The sequence below is a fragment of the Nitrospirota bacterium genome (assembly GCA_015233895.1).
Lineage (GTDB): Bacteria > Nitrospirota > Thermodesulfovibrionia > Thermodesulfovibrionales > Magnetobacteriaceae > Magnetomonas.
This window is the reverse complement of the sequence record JADFXG010000020.1, coordinates 34,626-52,396: the sequence shown is the minus strand read 5'-3', so window position 1 is coordinate 52,396 and position 17,771 is coordinate 34,626. Positions and strand designations below refer to the sequence as shown.

At 41.7% G+C, this 17,771-nt stretch carries 18 protein-coding genes; 8 read left to right on the top strand and 10 right to left on the bottom strand.

Annotation, left to right across the window (positions count from 1 at the left end; genetic code table 11):
• Nucleotides 1-31 precede the first annotated feature (31 nt).
• From HQK88_12430 to HQK88_12420, 3 genes are all read left to right on the top strand, one after another.
• On the top strand, nt 32-592 hold the full coding sequence (locus HQK88_12430) for a hypothetical protein (protein MBF0617608.1): 561 nt from the start codon (nt 32-34) through the stop codon (nt 590-592).
• A gap of 121 nt (nt 593-713) precedes the next feature.
• The gene (locus HQK88_12425; protein ID MBF0617607.1) at nt 714-953 is read left to right on the top strand and encodes a TM0996/MTH895 family glutaredoxin-like protein; all 240 of its coding nucleotides are present in this window, start codon (nt 714-716) and stop codon (nt 951-953) included.
• Between the two features lie 4 nt (nt 954-957).
• The gene (locus HQK88_12420; GenBank protein ID MBF0617606.1) at nt 958-1,926 is read left to right on the top strand and encodes a permease; all 969 of its coding nucleotides are present in this window, start codon (nt 958-960) and stop codon (nt 1,924-1,926) included.
• Between the two features lie 43 nt (nt 1,927-1,969).
• Here HQK88_12420 and HQK88_12415 read toward each other — a convergent pair whose 3' ends face one another.
• The 5 genes from HQK88_12415 to murQ all read right to left on the bottom strand — a co-directional run bounded on the left by HQK88_12415 (nt 1,970) and on the right by murQ (nt 8,557).
• The gene (locus HQK88_12415) at nt 1,970-3,307 is read right to left on the bottom strand and encodes a sigma-54-dependent Fis family transcriptional regulator (protein MBF0617605.1); all 1,338 of its coding nucleotides are present in this window, start codon (nt 3,305-3,307) and stop codon (nt 1,970-1,972) included.
• Nucleotides 3,304-4,788, bottom strand: coding sequence for a HAMP domain-containing protein (locus HQK88_12410; protein MBF0617604.1), 1,485 nt, complete (start codon nt 4,786-4,788; stop codon nt 3,304-3,306). The genes HQK88_12415 and HQK88_12410 overlap by 4 nt, the downstream gene beginning before the upstream one ends.
• Nucleotides 4,764-6,350 carry a phosphate/phosphite/phosphonate ABC transporter substrate-binding protein gene (gene phnD, locus HQK88_12405; GenBank protein MBF0617603.1) on the bottom strand — a complete coding sequence of 529 codons (1,587 nt, stop codon included), beginning with the start codon at nt 6,348-6,350 and terminating at the stop codon, nt 4,764-4,766. The genes HQK88_12410 and phnD overlap by 25 nt, the downstream gene beginning before the upstream one ends.
• Nucleotides 6,351-6,541: 191 nt before the next feature.
• Nucleotides 6,542-7,687: an anhydro-N-acetylmuramic acid kinase gene (locus tag HQK88_12400; GenBank protein MBF0617602.1), complete on the bottom strand. Its 1,146-nt coding sequence runs from the start codon at nt 7,685-7,687 to the stop codon at nt 6,542-6,544.
• 3 nt (nt 7,688-7,690) lie between these two features.
• Entirely contained in the window at nt 7,691-8,557 is an 867-nt protein-coding gene (gene murQ / locus HQK88_12395) for an N-acetylmuramic acid 6-phosphate etherase (GenBank protein MBF0617601.1), read from the bottom strand.
• A gap of 145 nt (nt 8,558-8,702) precedes the next feature.
• Between murQ and HQK88_12390 the strand changes: the two genes are divergently transcribed.
• Nucleotides 8,703-9,641, top strand: coding sequence for an SDR family oxidoreductase (locus HQK88_12390; protein ID MBF0617600.1), 939 nt, complete (start codon nt 8,703-8,705; stop codon nt 9,639-9,641).
• Nucleotides 9,642-9,644: 3 nt separating this feature from the next.
• On the opposite strand, the gene HQK88_12385 is transcribed toward HQK88_12390, so the two are convergent.
• The 3 genes from HQK88_12385 to HQK88_12375 all read right to left on the bottom strand — a co-directional run bounded on the left by HQK88_12385 (nt 9,645) and on the right by HQK88_12375 (nt 11,873).
• On the bottom strand, nt 9,645-11,270 hold the full coding sequence (locus HQK88_12385) for a phosphomannomutase (GenBank protein MBF0617599.1): 1,626 nt from the start codon (nt 11,268-11,270) through the stop codon (nt 9,645-9,647).
• A 167-nt stretch (nt 11,271-11,437) separates the two neighbouring features.
• The gene (locus tag HQK88_12380; GenBank protein MBF0617598.1) at nt 11,438-11,662 is read right to left on the bottom strand and encodes a type II toxin-antitoxin system HicA family toxin; all 225 of its coding nucleotides are present in this window, start codon (nt 11,660-11,662) and stop codon (nt 11,438-11,440) included.
• The gene (locus HQK88_12375) at nt 11,628-11,873 is read right to left on the bottom strand and encodes a type II toxin-antitoxin system HicB family antitoxin (GenBank protein ID MBF0617597.1); all 246 of its coding nucleotides are present in this window, start codon (nt 11,871-11,873) and stop codon (nt 11,628-11,630) included. Before HQK88_12375 ends, HQK88_12380 begins: the two co-directional genes overlap by 35 nt.
• Nucleotides 11,874-12,274: 401 nt before the next feature.
• Between HQK88_12375 and HQK88_12370 the strand changes: the two genes are divergently transcribed.
• Entirely contained in the window at nt 12,275-14,905 is a 2,631-nt protein-coding gene (locus HQK88_12370) for a CHAT domain-containing protein (GenBank protein ID MBF0617596.1), read from the top strand.
• Between the two features lie 112 nt (nt 14,906-15,017).
• Here the strand turns inward: HQK88_12370 and HQK88_12365 are convergent, their stop codons facing one another.
• Nucleotides 15,018-15,260 (bottom strand): DUF2283 domain-containing protein, encoded by a 243-nt coding sequence (locus HQK88_12365; protein ID MBF0617595.1) that lies wholly within the window; start codon nt 15,258-15,260, stop codon nt 15,018-15,020.
• Nucleotides 15,261-15,282: 22 nt separating this feature from the next.
• Nucleotides 15,283-15,531 carry a DUF4258 domain-containing protein gene (locus tag HQK88_12360; GenBank protein MBF0617594.1) on the bottom strand — a complete coding sequence of 83 codons (249 nt, stop codon included), beginning with the start codon at nt 15,529-15,531 and terminating at the stop codon, nt 15,283-15,285.
• A 315-nt stretch (nt 15,532-15,846) separates the two neighbouring features.
• Between HQK88_12360 and HQK88_12355 the strand changes: the two genes are divergently transcribed.
• The 3 genes from HQK88_12355 (at nt 15,847) to HQK88_12345 (ending at nt 17,703) form a co-directional block, all read left to right on the top strand.
• Nucleotides 15,847-16,080 (top strand): hypothetical protein, encoded by a 234-nt coding sequence (locus tag HQK88_12355; GenBank protein MBF0617593.1) that lies wholly within the window; start codon nt 15,847-15,849, stop codon nt 16,078-16,080.
• Nucleotides 16,081-16,083: 3 nt separating this feature from the next.
• Nucleotides 16,084-16,413, top strand: a complete 330-nt coding sequence (locus HQK88_12350; protein ID MBF0617592.1) for a type II toxin-antitoxin system RelE/ParE family toxin — start codon at nt 16,084-16,086, stop codon at nt 16,411-16,413.
• A gap of 138 nt (nt 16,414-16,551) precedes the next feature.
• Nucleotides 16,552-17,703: an O-antigen ligase family protein gene (locus HQK88_12345; GenBank protein ID MBF0617591.1), complete on the top strand. Its 1,152-nt coding sequence runs from the start codon at nt 16,552-16,554 to the stop codon at nt 17,701-17,703.
• Nucleotides 17,704-17,771 lie beyond the last annotated feature (68 nt).

The following is a 17,771-nucleotide window of genomic DNA, read 5'->3' as shown; positions in this document are numbered from 1 at the left end:
TTTCTATCGGGGCTTTTACAAACAGCCGTCTATGTTACCAGATAACCCGATAACGCCAAAGACCATAACACTTTTTTACCCTGAGTTAAATGTATACGGGATGAGCCTTCAAGGCAGGACTTTAGGCGGTATTTTGAGTTTTGAAACAGGTTACTACGATTCTGTACAAGACAGAGAAGGTTCTAATTCAACAATACCAAACCCATCGATGAAATATTTGCTTGGTTACCAAAAACAAATGTGGGAGGATTTTACTTTGGGGTTACAGTATTATGGCGAGTACATGTGTAAATATTCTAACTACAGGAGCAATCTTCCGCAGGGATTTAATGAGGAAAAGGAAGTAAACCACCTCGTCTCGTTAAGACTTACTCAACTTCTCAAATATCAGACGTTAAAATTATCGTTTTTTATGTTCTGGAGCCCTGCATATGATGATTACTTACTTAATCCTGAAGTAAAATATAACTTTACCGATAACATATGGGGAGCAATAGGAGCACAAGTATTTGGTGGTAATAAACAGTGGAGCCAGTTTGGCCAACTCAGTAAAGATAATAATATTTACGTGCAATTACGATATGAGTTTTAAATGAAATATAGAGGTTTCTTAATCAATTTAGCGCAAGCACCTATTTTTTATTAAGGTTAATTGTTGGTATGGAATATGATGTTTCTAACGTAACTAACAATATAACGTGGAGAATGAAACGATGAAAATCCAGGTTTTCGGTTCAGGTTGTTATAACTGTAAGAGGTTGTATGGGCTAACTTTACAAGCAGTAAAGGAACTCGGTTTAAAAGTTGAGGTCGAATACATAACAGACGTTCAAAAAATAATCGAAATTGGCGTTATGTCCACTCCTGTTTTAGTGATAGACAACAAACCAATATTAACGGGCTTTGTCCCTGATATCGAAAAGATAAAAGAAGCTATAAGTAAAAATATTTAAAATTATGGATATTTTCTATCCCGTTAAATTATTGGCTAATTGGCTGACCTATACGGTTTTTGGCTTAGAGGCAAAGACTATTTTTGCCGATGCGGTAAACTTTTTCATTTTTGACACAATAAAAATATTCATTCTTCTTTCAGTCATTATTTTTATGGTGTCCATAATTCGATCCTATCTTCCACCGGAAAGAATCCGCTGTATATTATTGGGAAAAAACAAATATTCTGGTAATATCCTCGCCTCCATGTTTGGAATTATTACACCTTTTTGTTCGTGCAGTGCTGTTCCGCTTTTTTTAGGTTTTGTAGAGGCTGGCGTGCCTCTTGGTATTACATTTTCTTTTCTTGTCGCTTCACCGATGATTAACGAGGTTGCTTTAGTTCTGCTTTTAGGAATGTTCGGCTGGAAAGTGGCACTAATTTATATTTTCAGTGGCCTGATAATCGCGATATTTTCCGGAATTGTTATTGGAAAACTCAAAGTTGAGAATTTGGTTGAAAAATTCGTTTTTAATATTAGAATACAGACCCCAGAAGATAAAATAGAAATGCGATGGAAAGACAGAGTTGAATACGCTAAATATTATACGCTGAATATTATAAAGAAAGTTTGGATTTACATCATAATCGGCATTGGTTTGGGTGCGTGGATACACGGATATGTGCCAATTGGCTTTTTGGCCCGTTATGCAGGCGCCGACAAATGGTATGCGGTGCCTTTGGCAACAATTATCGGTATTCCACTCTATTCAAACGCGGCCGGGGTTATACCGCTAATCAGCGCCTTAACTGAAAAAGGTGTTGCTATGGGGACGACGCTTGCTTTTATGATGGCAGTAACAGGGCTTTCATTGCCGGAGTTTATGATCTTGAAAAAAGTGATGAAAACGAAATTGATTTTCATTTTTGCAGGAATTGTAGGCATAGGTATTATTTTTACAGGATATTTATTTAATATTATTCTTGAGTAATACCAATCCGTCTTCAATCGTATAATTTAGTATTAATACATATCTATTCTATACCGTAAGCGTGCATCTTTTCCCACAAGGTTTTTCTGCTTATGCCAAGAAGTTCCGCTCCTTTGGTCTTATTACCCTGTGTGGTTTTCAGAACGTTTATTATATGGTCTTTTTCGGCTTCGGCGGCAACGTCGGAGAGAAACCGGTTTTTTGCGGCGTAAGCTCCATTTTCAATGAAGGGCGGTAGTTCATCCCTACCGATAACACTACCGGTTGAAAGAGTTACGCACCGTTCAATGATATTTTCAAGCTCTCTGACGTTGCCCGGATAATCGTATGTAAGAAGCATATCTACGGCAACTTTGGAGAGCCGAACATATCTGGAAAGCTTGCCTCTGTATTTATCCATAAAAAACTCAAGCAGATTAGGAATGTCCTCTTTCCGCTCTCTCAGCGGTGGAATGGTAACAGGTATAACATTGAGCCGGTAGTACAGGTCTTCCCTGAACCGTCCAGCCTTAACATCCTCTTGAAGATTCCTGTTCGTTGCGGCAATTATTCTAACGTCAACATCCAAAGTGGCTGTGCCACCAACTCTTTCAAATTGTCTTTCCTGTATGACCCTGAGGATTTTCGCCTGGTTTAAAAGAGAAATATCTCCAATCTCGTCAAGGAAAATTGTACCGCCGTGTGCAAGCTCAAACCTGCCGGGTTTTCTTTTTAAGGCTCCCGTAAAGGCTCCTTTTTCATAGCCGAACAGTTCGCTTTCTATGAGGCCGTCAGGCAGCGCAGCGCAATTTACCTTGATGAGAGGTTTTTCATTGCGCTTACTTTGGTAGTGAATTGTAGTGGCGACAAGCTCTTTGCCGGTTCCGCTCTCACCGAGAATAAGAACTGTCGTATCCAAAGAGGAGACATTTGAGATGAGCGAGAAGACCTTTTTCATACCTGGACTTTCACCTATTATGTTTGGTGCCGAGTAACACCTCCTGAGGTCCTTTTTAAGCCTTATATTTTCCTCTCTCAGCCTCTTCATCTCAAGCGCCCTTGCTATAAGCAACAGGAATTCATCGAGAGCAAAGGGCTTGGTTATATAATCGAATGCGCCGAGTTTCATCGCCTCCACAGCATCCTTTATAGTGCCATACGCCGTCATGACTATCACCTGCGTAACATTGCGTCCGGTTATTTCCCTGACAATGTCGAAACCATCCATGTCGGGAAGCCTGACATCGGTTACGGCAACATCGAAAGAGTTGTGTTTGAGTGCGTTCAGTGCCCCCGTGCCTGTATCGAAAGACATCACCTCGTATCCTTTCTCTTTCAAGGCATCCTCAAGGGTCACACGCATCAGCTTTTCATCTTCTATCAACAGTATCATTTCTTTCATATGGATTCAGTTACCGGAAAACGCATGATGAATCTGCTGCCTTTTCCAAACTCACTTTCGACCGATATTTCACCATTATAGTTTCTGATTATTTCGTAAGTCAACCAGAGCCCAAGCCCTGTGCCCTCTCCTGTGGGTTTTGTAGTAAAAAATGGATCAAAAATCCTGCCAATGTTTTCCGCAGCAATTCCACAGCCGGTATCTGCCACCTCGATACTTACCGATGAGCCCTCCCTGTGTCCACAGACCTCCAGTGTCCCACCGTTAACCATTGCGTGAATCGAATTGATAAAGAGATTTAAAATCAACTGCTGAAAATCGTGTATATCAAAGGTAACTTGCAGGTCGTCGGGTACCTCGTTAATGAAAGCAATGCCTCGTTTTTGTATTTTATACTCAAGAAAAGAGTAAACGCTGTCCATTGTGTCTCTTATGTTCACACTGACAGGAGAGTGATCTGGCCTCTGTGACATCCATAAGAGCTTGTTTACAGTATTTCCGATCCTATCCAATCCCTCGTTGACAAGAGCCAGATACTTTTCCCTTAGTTCAGCATTGCCGCCATTGTGCCTGAGCATCTCTATACAGTTAAAGATTCCGCCAAGAGGATTATTTATCTCATGTGCAACACCAGCGGCAAGTATTCCTATAGAGGCAAGCTTCTCTGAGCGGATAAGTTTTTCATGAGTCTTTTTCAGGTCTTCATTTGCCTGCCGTAGTCTTTCTATCATGCTGTTAAACCTCTTTCCTAAAATAGCAAGCTCATCGTGTCCTTTTACGTCAACACTGATATCGAGATAATCACCCCGCGCTTTTTCCATAGTGTTTGCCAGATGAATTATAGGGCTTATAAACCGCTTGCTCAAAAGCATTATGATTACAAAGCCCGCAAAGAGAAGAGCCATCGTAAGAATCACAATCCTTTTAATGGTGACAAGGATTTCACGCTCAACCTTTTCCAGAGATAACCCAAATCTCAGAACACCCCATTTCTTTTTACCTATGGACAGAGGAACTCCAAAATCCAGGGTGTTGTTGTCTATCTGTTGTACAATAGTTGAGTCTGAAGCAAGTGCCCTCCTTGTCAACTGATCGGTATAAACTTTCCCGTATTCGGTGATATTGTTGTGGGACATTACCTTGCCTGCCTCATTGAGAACTGCGATATACAATAGGGCTATATCCTGCCTGCTGAATATCTCCATGATGTAGTTATCTAAAAGGCCTCCCTCTTCCACAATACCGAGTTTTTCATATATGAGATCATTAATTATTGGAATGGCAAGGGTTTCACCGAGAAGTCTCCCTTGTTTTTCGGCTTCAACATAGAGAATATTCTTTTCTCTTTCAACCGCAAGATATCCAACAATACCCATAGCCGCAATGATTGAACAGGTAGTGATAAGTATGAATTTATATTGAAGGCCCAACCTTGAGAAAAGAACCGATATTGTGTTCATAGCCGTATCTTTGGATGGCATCCCATGCCACATGTTTGCGGCACGGCATTGATTTTTTTACGTATATCCTCATAATCCTTGTCTGATGCTTCAATAAAACCGTTTCTTAAGTCTTCATCGAGGCGATTCAGTGTTTTACGGTCGTCACTGTTGCGGGGGTTGAGTTCAAGAAGGGCTTTCTTTATGCTTTCTATTGCTTTAACCGAAGTTCCCGGCCCGACAACAAGAGGCCCCGTTGGGATGGACCCGGATTCGGCAATAGTTTTTATCCCCAACTTCATATATTTCCTGGCAACGGATTCTCTGACGGCGCCTGCCGTAAACTGTCCACTCAGGATTGCCTTTACGACGGAGTCATGATAGTCAAAATTTGCATAGCCACTGAGGCCGCTCAGATGTACTCCGGCATCGGCAAGCATGTACCGGGGGATGAGGTTCCCCGACGTTGATTTAGAGGCGGCAAAGGCAACACTTTTCCCCTTAAGTTCAGAGGGATTATTGATAAGGGAATCTTTCCTCTTAATTATAACGCTCTTAAACCCTGCATTCCCGTCAGTTCCTTTAGATTTTAGAATACAAATAGCGCCATACTTTGAGTGGGCCTCAAGATAGGTTAACGGTCCTAGAAGGGCAACATCTGTCTCTCCATTACCCAGCGCTTTTACTGTCTCTTCATAGTTTTTCTTCAAAACAAGTTCATACTTGTAGGGTGTCCTTTGTGCAAGGTAATCTAAAAGAGGCTGGTACTTTTCATATATTATCCTTGGATTATCCCTTGGAATCACACCGAAATATACCGTTTTGTTATCCCTGTCATTCCTTGCAACACCAGCTCTGTCTGAAACAGCGTATTCCATAGCCCTTACAGTGTCATAGTTGCTGTCGGAAACCTCAACAAATCCGCCTAACATCATTGCATCGAGAATCGCCTTTCCTTTTGCTGTATGCTGCATACTCAGGAAAGCATCTCTCACCTTTTTCCTTAGCACAGGGTCAATACCCCGTGTCACAACTACCGGAGGGATTCCAAAGGGGGGAGAACGCTTGATGATTTTTACCTGTTTTGCATAAGGAGATTCCGTTTTCAGCATATATTCATAAATTATACTCTCTACCGCCGCACCATCCACAATTTTCTTGGCAACCATCTCCACGGATTTATTATGGCTGTAACTATAGATAAATCTGTTAAAAAAACTTTCTGGCGTGTGTTTCATTGTCTTAAGTAAATATGTGGGATATAGTGTACCGCTATTTGATTGAGGGTCGGTGAAAGCAAACACCCTTCCCTTAAGCTCTGGAAAAGATTTAATCGCGCTGTCTTTATGAACTATAATATATGAGTGATACATAGAACTTTCCTTTACGCTTGGCGCCACAAGGAGTTCAGCCCCAAACTGCTCCTTGTTTCTTACGTATGGCGCAGAACAGATGAATGCGATTTCGACCTCTCCTTTTTTGAGTAAAGAGTCCATTTCACTGTATGTCCTTCGGTAAACCATCTGTACCGGCTGTTTTATCTGTTGCCCAATGTAATCAATAACGTCCTGGTAGTATTTAACCGCATCAACAGGTGTAGTCATAGAGGCAACACCTATCTTGACAACGTTATTATGTTGCGCGGATGAATCTGCACTAAGGCAGAGTATAATCGCAGTGGCTATTGGTATGAGAAAGAAAAAAAAATTCGGTAGTAATATCCTGTAAGTTTTGCACATAGTATATTATATCAAAGATCTAAATCTGTTAGCGTACAGAACAAAACAATCGGAGCTTAAGGGTATGTGAATTTACCAAGTATTGTACTTCTTGAAGCGCCTGTTGCCGATGGTACGTTTCCCGGCAGGCCAATCAATGCTCTGTAGCCTAACACGGCAAAACTCACTGCCTCTTTAGCCTCAGGCGGTATCCCGTATTCAGATATGTTTTTTATGTCGGCGCCAGTTGGCAAAAACAACCCGCTCAGGAGTTCCATGAGATACGTGTTTTTAACGCCTCCTCCTGTCACTATAATCTCAGTTGGTTTGTAAGGGCTAATCGAATTAAATATCGTTTTAGCCGTAAAATGGGTTAGTGTGCAGACAATGTCTTCTTTTTTCAGATGACTGTACCGGTTGTAAAAAATGTCTTCGGACAGAGTTTTACCAAAAGTTTCACGCCCTGTTGATTTTGGCGGTTTCTTCTTTAAATATGGATGTTTCATAAGTTCGTTAAGGAGATTTTTGTCTAAAATTCCACCACGAGCTATTATGCCGTCCTTATCAAAAGCGTGTTTTCCACCACTTAAAAGCATTACCGTGTCATCAATCAGGGAATTTCCGGGCCCTGTGTCAAACGCTATAAGGTCTTCAATGCTCTCAGTTAAAATCGTGACATTTGCCATCCCGCCGATATTTAAAACAGCCGTTATAGCCCCCTGTTTTTTAAACATCAGGTAATCGCTAAGCGGCACAAGCGGGGCTCCCTGTCCTCCGTATGCCATATCCTTGGGACGAAAATCCGACACCGTAACAATACCCGTGCGCGCTGCAATTATCGAGGATTCCCCTATCTGTAACGTAGAGCCCCACTTTGCCCGAACCGGCGGGATGTGGCAGATGGTTTGGCCGTGTGAGGCAACAAGAGCTATGTCGCTGGTTTTGGCGCCTGAAGCCGCTATTAACTTATTAGCGCAGAGGGCAAAAATCTCTCCAAGCTCAAAGTTAAGTCTGCAGATGGCCTCAGTGTTACCATTAAAGGCTGTACGTATTTTTACCCGTAACTTTTCAGGATATGGTAAATGAATGTTGTGCAGAAGATTAACGCTGATAGCATTATTAATGCCAACTCTTGTAATTTCTACCAGTGCGCCGTCAACACCGTCATGTGAGGTGCCAGACATGAGGCCGATGATCTTTTTGCTGTTGAGCTGCGTGTTCAAAGTTTAACTCCTCAGAGCGGCTCTCAATGAACCTCCTGAGTTATCAAGAAGAGATTTAGCATCTTCTTTAGATAAGTTTTTCATTTCCATTAAAATGGCGGTCTTTGGGTTACCGCCAGAGGCTGAAATCAATTCTGACGCGCGCAGAGTTGTACAATTTGTTAGTTCAGATACTATTTTAATAGCACGTTTTTTGAGTTTTTCGTTAGATGGCACCACATCCACCATGTAACCATCATACACGCGTCCAAGTTTAACCATAACGGAGGTGGAAATCATATTAAGCACAATCTTAGTGGCAGTTCCGGCCTTAAGGCGCGTTGAACCTGCTATCAGTTCAGGGCCTGTGACAACGTTTATCGAATCAGGGCAAAAATCACATTTATTATCATTGCATGTCAGAAGCCATATCTTAGCACCTCGTCTTTTTGCCTCTTTCAGAGCGGATAGCACATACGGAGCTGTGCCTGATGCGGTTATTCCCAGCACCATATCATTTGACTTAATTGACTTAACAGCATCACAGCCTGCCATAACATCGTCCTCAGCTCCTTCAACCGGAGTGGTTAAGGCATCGGCGCCGCCCGCTATAACGGCCTGTATCATAGTAGGCGGAGCGCTAAATGTGGGATACATCTCGGATGCATCCAGTACCCCAAGCCGCCCACTTGTCCCGGCCCCCACATAAAGAAGCGTACCGCCACCCCGTATCGTATTATACGCATCCTCTATGGCTCTGCATATTGATTCCCTTGCCGCTTCAACTGCCTCCAGTACTGCTCTGTTGTCAGCACTCATAAGGTCAAATATCCCGTCTGCTGACAGGATGTCGAGACCTTTTGACTTAGGATGCAAGTTTTCCGTTATCACTTGCCGTATTTTAACATTTCCTGATGCGAATTGATAAAAGCATTGGAGCTGTTTTCTGTCTTATTAAAGATTATGCTACATGTTGATTTTTTCTTTCTTAAGGTATAGACTAATAAAAAAAGAAAGAACGAGAGGAACAAATAAGATGAAGCGAATAATGATAACAGGCGGTGCTGGTTTTTTAGGTTCACACCTGTGTGAGAGGCTTCTTAATGAAGGAAACGAGGTAATTTGTCTGGATAATTTTTACACAGGCAGAAAAGAAAACGTGGTCAACCTGATGAGTAATCACTTTTTTGAGATTTTAAGACACGACGTTTGTTTTCCCATCTATGTTGAAGTGGATGAGATATATAATCTCGCCTGTCCGGCCTCCCCAGTGCATTACCAGTTCGATCCGGTTCAGACCACTAAGACATCGGTGCATGGCGCCATAAACATGCTTGGGTTGGCTAAGCGCCTTAAAATAAGAATCCTGCAGGCATCAACCTCTGAAGTCTATGGTGACCCCAACATTCACCCCCAGCCGGAGTCCTACTGGGGAAATGTTAATCCAATTGGAATAAGGGCATGTTATGACGAGGGAAAACGCTGTGCAGAAACGCTGTTTTTTGATTATAACAGACAACATAACCTGAACATTAAAGTTGCACGGATATTTAACACCTATGGCCCCAGAATGCTCAAAAACGATGGACGTGTGGTCAGTAACTTTATAGTGCAAGCCCTCAAAGGAGATGATATCACTGTCTATGGAACAGGAAACCAGACAAGAAGCTTTTGCTACGTTGACGACCTTGTTGACGGTTTTATCAGACTCATGAATTCCCCTGATGGCTTTACCGGTCCGGTTAATCTTGGCAATCCGGGAGAGTTTACAATTTTAGAACTCGCTAAAAAAATTATTCAGCTTACCGGTTCAAAGTCAAAAATAGTCTATAAACCACTGCCCCCCGATGATCCGACACAAAGACAGCCGGATATCTCGATTGCCAAAAAAGTACTCAACTGGGAGCCTGCAATCCCTCTTGAAGAGGGACTTGTCAAGACTATCGCTTTCTTTGAGTCTCTCCTGAATCAATAATCTCTAAGAGGCTATAGCGTTTTTGGTGATTTCCTCGGCTTTTTTAAACATGATGTCTTTTTCAGCCTCAGAGCGGGTCTCGATATAAAATCTGACCTTTGGCTCCGTGCCGGAGGGTCTTATCAAAAGCCATGAGTCGTCATCAAAGACAATTTTTGTGCCATCAACTGTGATTACATCTTTAATGGTCTTGATAGAGTCTCCAAATGTAACCTTAGTGCCGAGTTGCATGGTTTCCCGAATTTTAGAGAGCTTCTCAGCCAGTGGTTTACCAACCAGTGAGCGATCCACTACTATGCCGGCTCTGTCCGGATAAAAGTATCCACACTCTTCTTGTACATCTTTAAAATAATCACCAATGTTTTTGCCGGTCTTTGCCATCATCTCCAACGCTACAAGAAATCCGAAGATGGAGTCTTTTTCAAGTGTGTGGTTGAAGCCGGTGATTCCGTCGCTTTCCTCAAACGCTATGATTGCACATTCTGAGGCCGTGGGCAGCAGATAGGGTCTGAAATTTTTAAACCCCACCATGGTTTCTCTGAGACAAGCACAAAGTTTTTCAGCTATAGCGTTTACAAAATTGCTGGTTGCTACGGACTTTGTCACAATCCCTTTAAACCCCTTGTATTTGTAGAAGAAGTGAAAAGCAAGTGCTCCAAAATAGTTCATGGGAAGCTCCGTGGTGCCATCTGTAAAGCGTATCCTGTCGCCATCGGGGTCCATGATAACGCCAAGTTTAAACTTCGCACTGGAACTTCTCAGCGCCTCAGTCACCTTCTTCATGTTTTCGGAGGACGGCTCCGGGGCAATGCCTCCAAACAGGTAATCGTCCCCGGTTCTGAAATACTTGATTTTAGGCGACTCACCTAAAAGTCTCTGCGGGCGTGTCCGTGTTGAGCCGTGAACGTGGTCTATGCAAATAAGACAGTCATTTTCCTCAATAAATTTTTTCAATTCCTGAGTGTTGAGAGTTCCTCTTTTATTTATAAATTTTTCATACAGTGCAATGGGGTCAATTGTCTCAAAGGTGGCCGTGGTGTCAGGGTCTGGGATTATCCGTTTCTGAGCCATCATAGAATTAGCAAACTTTTCGATAACTTTGGTAATTTCGCTACCGGCCGGGCCTCCGTCAGAGGGGTTAAACTTAAACCCTGCCCACTGTGCCGGATTATGGGACGGGGTCAGATTTATGGAACATGCGGCGCCAAGTTCCTCAATTGCAGTGGAAAACTCAGGAGTTGTAGTCTCTCCGGAATAATATGTTTTTATACCTTCTTTGTTTAGAAGTCCAATGGCAATTTTAGCAAAGTCAGGGCCCAGAAAGCGATTGTCATGCCCCACTATAACACCTCTGGTTTTAACCTCGTTGAAGTCTTTTACTCCAAGCGCTTTCATCACCTCGGGAGCCTCTTCTTTAAACATCTCTATGATTGCCGTGGTAACTATCTTAAAGTTGTTGTACGTATAGTCAAAGCCAATCTCTCCGCGCCACCCTGACGTGCCAAAAACAACATTTGTTGGTTCCGTATTTTCTTTAGCAAACTTTTGAATTTCAGAAAGAAGCCCTGCATTTTTCCTTACATCTGACATTATTTCTTTCCAGCACTCTGAAGCATTCTTATAAGGCATTTGTAAACCCCCTGCTAAGTATTATTAGTTAATGGATTAAACCATCGGTAGTTTATCACAAAAAAACAGGAATTATCCATACCGTAAATTTAGTATAGTTCAAATAAAAGTCATTTGCACTGAGTTGCAGAACCCAACACTCTTGCAATCTGCGCAGCACGGGGTATTTATTCAAATTCACTACGGGGTATTCCTGACTGACGAATAACAGACTGCAGAGTACCAACTTGTAACTCGTTATGGTCAGGGACAACAACTGTGATTGTGCTCTGGTATATGCTCTTTTGCATTACCACATGGCTTCCTTTCTGTCTTATCTTTACGAAACCATGTTTTGAGAGAATCCCGCAAACATCTTTACCCGAATGAACACGTAGTCTCTTTGGCAACATCAACCTCAATGTGTGTAATGTAAACTTCTCTGTGCAGCCGGTCTTGAATTTCCTGAGATGAGGCAGTTTCAAAAAACAACTCCAGAGCTTCTTTCAGGTTATCACGGGCGGATTCAATGCTCTCCCCCTGACTAACAACGTCAAGTTCCGGACACAAAGACACATACCCCGTACCCTCTTTCTCTATAAATGCCGTTAACATGTAATTCATCGCTTACCCCCAAAATCTGTTGTTACCATATATTGATTATATCATTTTTTAAGAAGTAAAACTCCCCCGCGTTCGTGCAATCTTGTAGATTGCTCCGCAACGTTTCCTCTGTGCTCTTGCAATCCCCACCACAGTCTGAGTTATAATTTGGATAGTAAATTCTGTACGGAACGAGGACGAGGGCTATGATGCAATGGAAAGACGTTACGCTTAATATTTCTGCCGAACAACGAACGCGCTTAAAACAACTCGGTTTACAATTTACCGAGGCGATGGAAAATTAGGGAATCGCCGACGATAAAATTCTTAAACCTCTTAAAGACGAACTATCAAATGTTATCGCCGCTAACCCTGATGTTAAAACTATAATTAAAGATGCTGTTACAACAGGTAATCATTACGTGCTGCGGCTAATTGACGACGATAACGAAATCATGAATCTCCCGTGGCCGCTTGCCGAGGAATCTGATACAGATACACGGCTTGGTGACATCGAAACCCTGCATTTATTAAAAACGCCGATTACAATAAGTGACAAAAACTGTGCCAATTTTACTCCGCATGTGGCAGCACCGCTAAAAATCTTGATTATGATTTCATCGCCGCTTGATCTAAATTACAAATCACGGCTTGTTCATGAAGACGAAGAGTTCCAGATATTGAAAGCGTTTGAGCCGCTTCTTAAGACCGGTCATGTGCAAATTGACTATACCGATGACGGTTCACTTGATGCTCTTAAAGCAAAAATAGAAACTAACCAATACCACATTTTGCACTTTTCCGGACATGGCGTGTTTAAGGATAAAAAAGGTTACTTGTATTTAGAAAACCACTATACGTTAAAAGGTGAATTAGTAGATGAAGATAAGTTCGCTAAAGCGGTCAATTTTAATTCTGAATACAAAATTCCGCTTGTCGTGCTATCATCGTGTCAGACTGCTCAGGGCGGCTCTGAGAAAATCCTAAGCGGCATAACCTCCAAACTCCTAAATGTCAATACTCCTGCGGTTGTTTCAATGGGAATGTCTGTGTCAGACGAACATGCAATACTTTTTACGGCAGAGCTTTATAAAGAACTCGCAAAAAGAATGCCTGTTACTAAGGCATTTACAAACGCATTAAAAACACTGAAAATTTATGAACAGCAACAAGCCCTCATGACCGGCTATGCAACACAACAATGGATGATCCCAAATCTCTACGTCTCACGTAAAATTGAAAACCTCGTGGACTGGAAAAGCGCACGTGAACCTTTGAAATTAACAACGTATCAGTATGTGACAGAAGGTAAACAAATATCGTTAGCTCACAAAGCGGGTTTTATGTTTGTTGGGCGGAGGGCTGAGAAGGCAAAAGTATTTGAGCCGTTTTTTGATAAGAAACCTATCATGCTGAAGGGTCAGGGAGGAGTCGGTAAAAGCACGATGGCCGAGTATATGGTTCAACGCGCTATTACAAAGAATCCAGCTAAAACGATACCAGTAATTATTACTGATAAGGTGCGCTCTATTGACGATGTTTTGAAATTAATTGAACTTAATATGATGAAAACCAGCTCAGAAAAATTCATGAACGCTATTCTTTGTGCAAAATCTACAGAAAAGGCTTTGGATAAGATTGATGTTTTATTAAATGCTTATGTAGAAAAATTTGACCCCGTGTTAGTGTTTGACAATCTTGAGACTTTTCAGGATGTTTCAACCGGTAATTTTCATAGCGAATATAATGACATTTACGAGGTGATAAAACATCTCTGTAACGAGAAGATCGTACAGCTGGTTTTAACCGGCAGGTATGTGATTCCTGGGCTTGCAAATATAATCGAGGTCAATTTAAACAACATCGGGTTTAACGATTACTGGAAAAAGTGCCAATATCTGGAGTTGTTTGAAATTCATCATGAGCTAAACAAGAAATTCTATTTAGAGACGATTTTTGACAAGCAGGAAGCCGAGTTTGTGGATCTGGTCAAATTTCTGTATGAGAGCCTTGGTGGGAATTTCCGCGCTCTTGAATTCTTTAACGAAATTTATAAAAAGCAAAAAGATAAAATTATAGAATCACTGAACACGATAGCCGGTATGAAAGCAATTTTATCTGCCGCTGTTTCTGATGTAAGGTCTGAGATGGCGCTAAACCTTGTTTTCAATGAATTACTAAAGCTGGTTAGTGTTGAGCAAAAAAGGATTTTGTATCTGCTTTCTAATTTCAGGATTCCGGTTCAATTTAAGGCGCTTAAAGAGCAGCCTGAGAGTGCTGCGATAACTGATTTGGAATATTTAGGCAACCTGACTCTCATTGAGATTTCAACGGTTAAGACAAGCGATACAGATGAAGATAAATACTATTTCATAACGCCGATAATCAAAGATTTGCTGAAGGAGCATGACGGGCAAAATGGTGTCACTGTTACGTTTTCTAATAAAATTGCCGGTGATTATTACGATGATTTACTTGAAAAATCTGATGGTTTAACAGATGGCGAGGAGGCATTCTATCATTATCACAAAGCCGGAGTAAAAGATAAGATTAATGAAATCGGTAATAGGCTTGTCGGATATTATTATAACAGCTCATTATATGCAACAGCGTTTCATTATTGCAAAGCCGTTTACGAATTGCTCGGGTTGGACTCAGATTTAGATGTTTTAAATAATATGGGTTTAATATTAGATTTATATGGTGATTATAACGGGGCATTGGAGATTTATTTAGAGGTTGAAAAAATAGCGAAAGTTCTGGGCAGAAAACAGACGGAAGGAGCTACTTTAAATAATATCAGCCAGATATATAAGGACCGTGGCGATAATGACAGTGCGCTTAAGTATCTACTTGAGAGTTTAGAAATCAGTAAGAAGATTGGCAATAAAAAGGGGGAGGCGACTACTCTTTTTAACCTTGCGATGTTATACGATGCAACCGGCAAACCTGTGGAGGCGATACAGTGCCTTAAAGAGGTGACAGAAATCAATAAGACGTTAAAGAGTTATCAAGTGTCACAGGCGTTGAAGAGCGCAGGGATAGAGGGGTAGGGGCGAATAATTATTCGCCCTTCATATCTGCGTTCATCTGCGCAATCTGCGGATAGAGATCTTTTAAAAGCTTTTTTTCCGCAGATGACGCAGATGAACGCAGATAAAATTCCTAAAAGATAGCGAACTCCGACTCCTCTCCTGTTGCCTCATTAACTACAAGAAGTTTCCCTTTGTCCGCTTTATTAAGCTGTTCATTGGCATTCAATAGTTCTATGCCATAGATTGTACCGTCAGGTGCCATATCAATGTTAATCTCATCACTCATTTTTATTGTCTCCACACCGGCAGGCTCCACACCTTCATGCAGACGTAAATATGCAATGTTGTATCTCGGATCGTAGCTTATTTTCATATAACCGTTCCTTCTCTCGTCTTTAAAAATATCGGGTTATTACTGTGATAATTATCCAGTTACCATCCTCTTTGACTGCATAAACCTCCACTTGCTTAATTTCATAATGCCTACCACGCCACTGGCCTGCGAAATTAAAATTTCTCCTGAAACCGGTACGTCCGAATTTTGCTGTAAACATCTCGCCATTTTGAACCGTTGAAATTGCCTCCTGTTCAGTAGCTCCCCGTTCAGTTAACCGCTCCTTCGCATGAGGGTGAAATATTATCATTAACTGCCCCAAATGTCGCCATCACAAACCATTATGTTATCTTAACTCAAATGTAAATACTCAGTAAAGCCACAGGCATTAAAGGGCGCAGGGATAGAGGAGTAGGGGCGAATAATTATTCGCCCTTCTTATAAAAGCAATAACGCATTGAAGCAAACCACTCCGATGGAGATTCCCTTAAAAATCATAGTCCGTCATTAAATCCTAAAAATCATAGTTCAGATAATGTTTGACAGGCATGATTAAAAGGGGCTGAGATTTTGCACCCGGCTTTGTGATACGATAGTGTATAGTTGTGTGAAAGGAGGTGTCAGTGTGAAAGTTGAATTAACGCCGGATGCTGCCCAGTGGGTGGAGGCAGAGCTTGACGCCGGACACTTCCCCACGGCAGAAGACGCCGTCCGCTATGCAATTAATCATGCTAAAATATCGCAGCTTCGCGCCGAACTGGAAGCCGCCGAAGCAGAAGGCGGCAGTTTTACCACAGAGGAAGTACGCCGCTTTGCACGTAAACATCTTGACAGCATCGTTAGGACGCATAGCCGCTAAGCTGTGCCAAAACTTGTATATCTGTCTTCAGCCCAACGCGATATCGCTGTGATAGCAGGCTATATTGAGAGTGAGAGCGCAAATAGAGCAGCAGCAGAAAAATTCATAGATAAACTTACTGATTATTGTGAACAAATTGCAAAACTACCAAACATGATGGGCCGTGCACGGCCAGAATTTGGACGGAATTACCGCACTGTAACTTTTGGCAAATATGTAATCTTTATGCGTTATGCCGACAAAGACGGTCCACGCAGCCATTTGTATATCGTTCATATTGTGCATGGAGCACGTGATCTGGAAGCGTACTTTATCCAACATGATGATGACTAAATAAGAGCGTAAAGGCATTAAAGCGCGCTAGGACAGATAGAGCAGAAGTTTGTAGTTTGGGCACACCTAAATTAACCGCATTATAATTATCCGAAGAGACACTGCTTTGTGTTACAATATAAGAATTGGATTTAGCAGATGACTGATAACTCTAAGTTAAATTTAGATGGCAAAGTAAACAATATTAATCTCATTGCCGCAGTGGTTTTATTACTTGCTCTGCCGCTTTCAGAAAGTATAAAGAATATTTCCCTTTATGCGTTTATACTGCCCGTTTTTCTGTATAACCTTTACGCTGGGAATATTCGCATTAAAATGACATCGCTGCATTATGGTTTTCTGCTGTTTTTTCTGGTTTCGTGTGTGACTGCCTTGTTTGCGCGTAACACAAGTGAAGCCATAAAAGGAATACACGATGTTCTGCGCTATACGGTAACTTTTTTTGTTTTTCTTGGGTTTTACAAAAAAAGAGAGATAAATCTCCTGCTTTGGGCTTTTTTTATATCAACCGGCATTGCTGTAATCTATGGAATTTATGATTCCTTTTATGCTCACACAGCCCTGTCTGTGCCGGCACTGGGCCACTATAATTACACCGCCATGTATCTTATAATCTCTGCCACTGTCATGCTTAGCATGATTGTCCACGGCGGCAAAAAAAATAAACTCATGACGGCAGTTCTGTTTTTCCTGCTAAGTATTACCCTTGCTGCCTCTGTAATGACAACCATGAGAACCTCATTTATTGCCCTTGCCCTGTTTATTGCCGTTCTGTTAGAGGGGAAAAAATCCACCAGCAAACACATTCTGATAATTTTCTTATTTGTTGTTATGCTCTTTACTGCATTATATTTTTACAAACCCATGTGGGATAAGCTGCTATCAACAACGTCTCTTACGTACCGTATTGAAATCTGGAAATTTGCACTTACCGAGTTTAAGGGTAACTTTTTAACCGGAGTTGGATTAAACAACTTTCGTTTTACACTCCCTGTATGGATGGATGGCGGACGCATCGTCTGCGATGCCCACAGTTTGTATCTAAACACAGCAGCTCAAACAGGAATTTTTGGACTAACCTCTCTGATGCTGATTATTTATGGCTTTATGAAAACCTGGAGGCTATTCGATGCTGTCTCAGGCTATGAGAAAACTGTTAAGTATGGTGCTATGGGCGCTTTTTTAGTTATTTTTGCCAGTGGTTTCCTTGACACAACACTGCACCACAAACAAGCCATGGAGTTTGCCATACTGAGTGCCCTCATGGCAGCCTGCTCATCCCGCACATAATGTCCCCTTCTATGTGCTATAATGTACACTGCTTGCGTAAATGGCGGCAAAGGACTTACAAGGCAGGT

Bases quoted from the DNA above. Each gene is read 5' to 3' on its own strand.
- HQK88_12345 (MBF0617591.1), top strand. From the start codon at position 16,552: ATGACTGATAACTCTAAGTTAAATTTAGATGGCAAAGTAAACAATATT.
- HQK88_12415 (MBF0617605.1), bottom strand. From the start codon at position 3,307: ATGAAAGAAATGATACTGTTGATAGAAGATGAAAAGCTGATGCGTGTG.
- HQK88_12430 (MBF0617608.1), top strand. From the start codon at position 32: ATGTTACCAGATAACCCGATAACGCCAAAGACCATAACACTTTTTTAC.
- HQK88_12375 (MBF0617597.1), bottom strand. From the start codon at position 11,873: ATGAATTACATGTTAACGGCATTTATAGAGAAAGAGGGTACGGGGTAT.
- HQK88_12390 (MBF0617600.1), top strand. From the start codon at position 8,703: ATGAAGCGAATAATGATAACAGGCGGTGCTGGTTTTTTAGGTTCACAC.
- HQK88_12425 (MBF0617607.1), top strand. From the start codon at position 714: ATGAAAATCCAGGTTTTCGGTTCAGGTTGTTATAACTGTAAGAGGTTG.
- HQK88_12365 (MBF0617595.1), bottom strand. From the start codon at position 15,260: ATGAAAATAAGCTACGATCCGAGATACAACATTGCATATTTACGTCTG.
- HQK88_12360 (MBF0617594.1), bottom strand. From the start codon at position 15,531: ATGATAATATTTCACCCTCATGCGAAGGAGCGGTTAACTGAACGGGGA.
- HQK88_12380 (MBF0617598.1), bottom strand. From the start codon at position 11,662: ATGTTGCCAAAGAGACTACGTGTTCATTCGGGTAAAGATGTTTGCGGG.
- phnD (MBF0617603.1), bottom strand. From the start codon at position 6,350: ATGACTACACCTGTTGATGCGGTTAAATACTACCAGGACGTTATTGAT.
- HQK88_12385 (MBF0617599.1), bottom strand. From the start codon at position 11,270: ATGCCTTATAAGAATGCTTCAGAGTGCTGGAAAGAAATAATGTCAGAT.
- HQK88_12410 (MBF0617604.1), bottom strand. From the start codon at position 4,788: ATGCCATCCAAAGATACGGCTATGAACACAATATCGGTTCTTTTCTCA.
- HQK88_12420 (MBF0617606.1), top strand. From the start codon at position 958: ATGGATATTTTCTATCCCGTTAAATTATTGGCTAATTGGCTGACCTAT.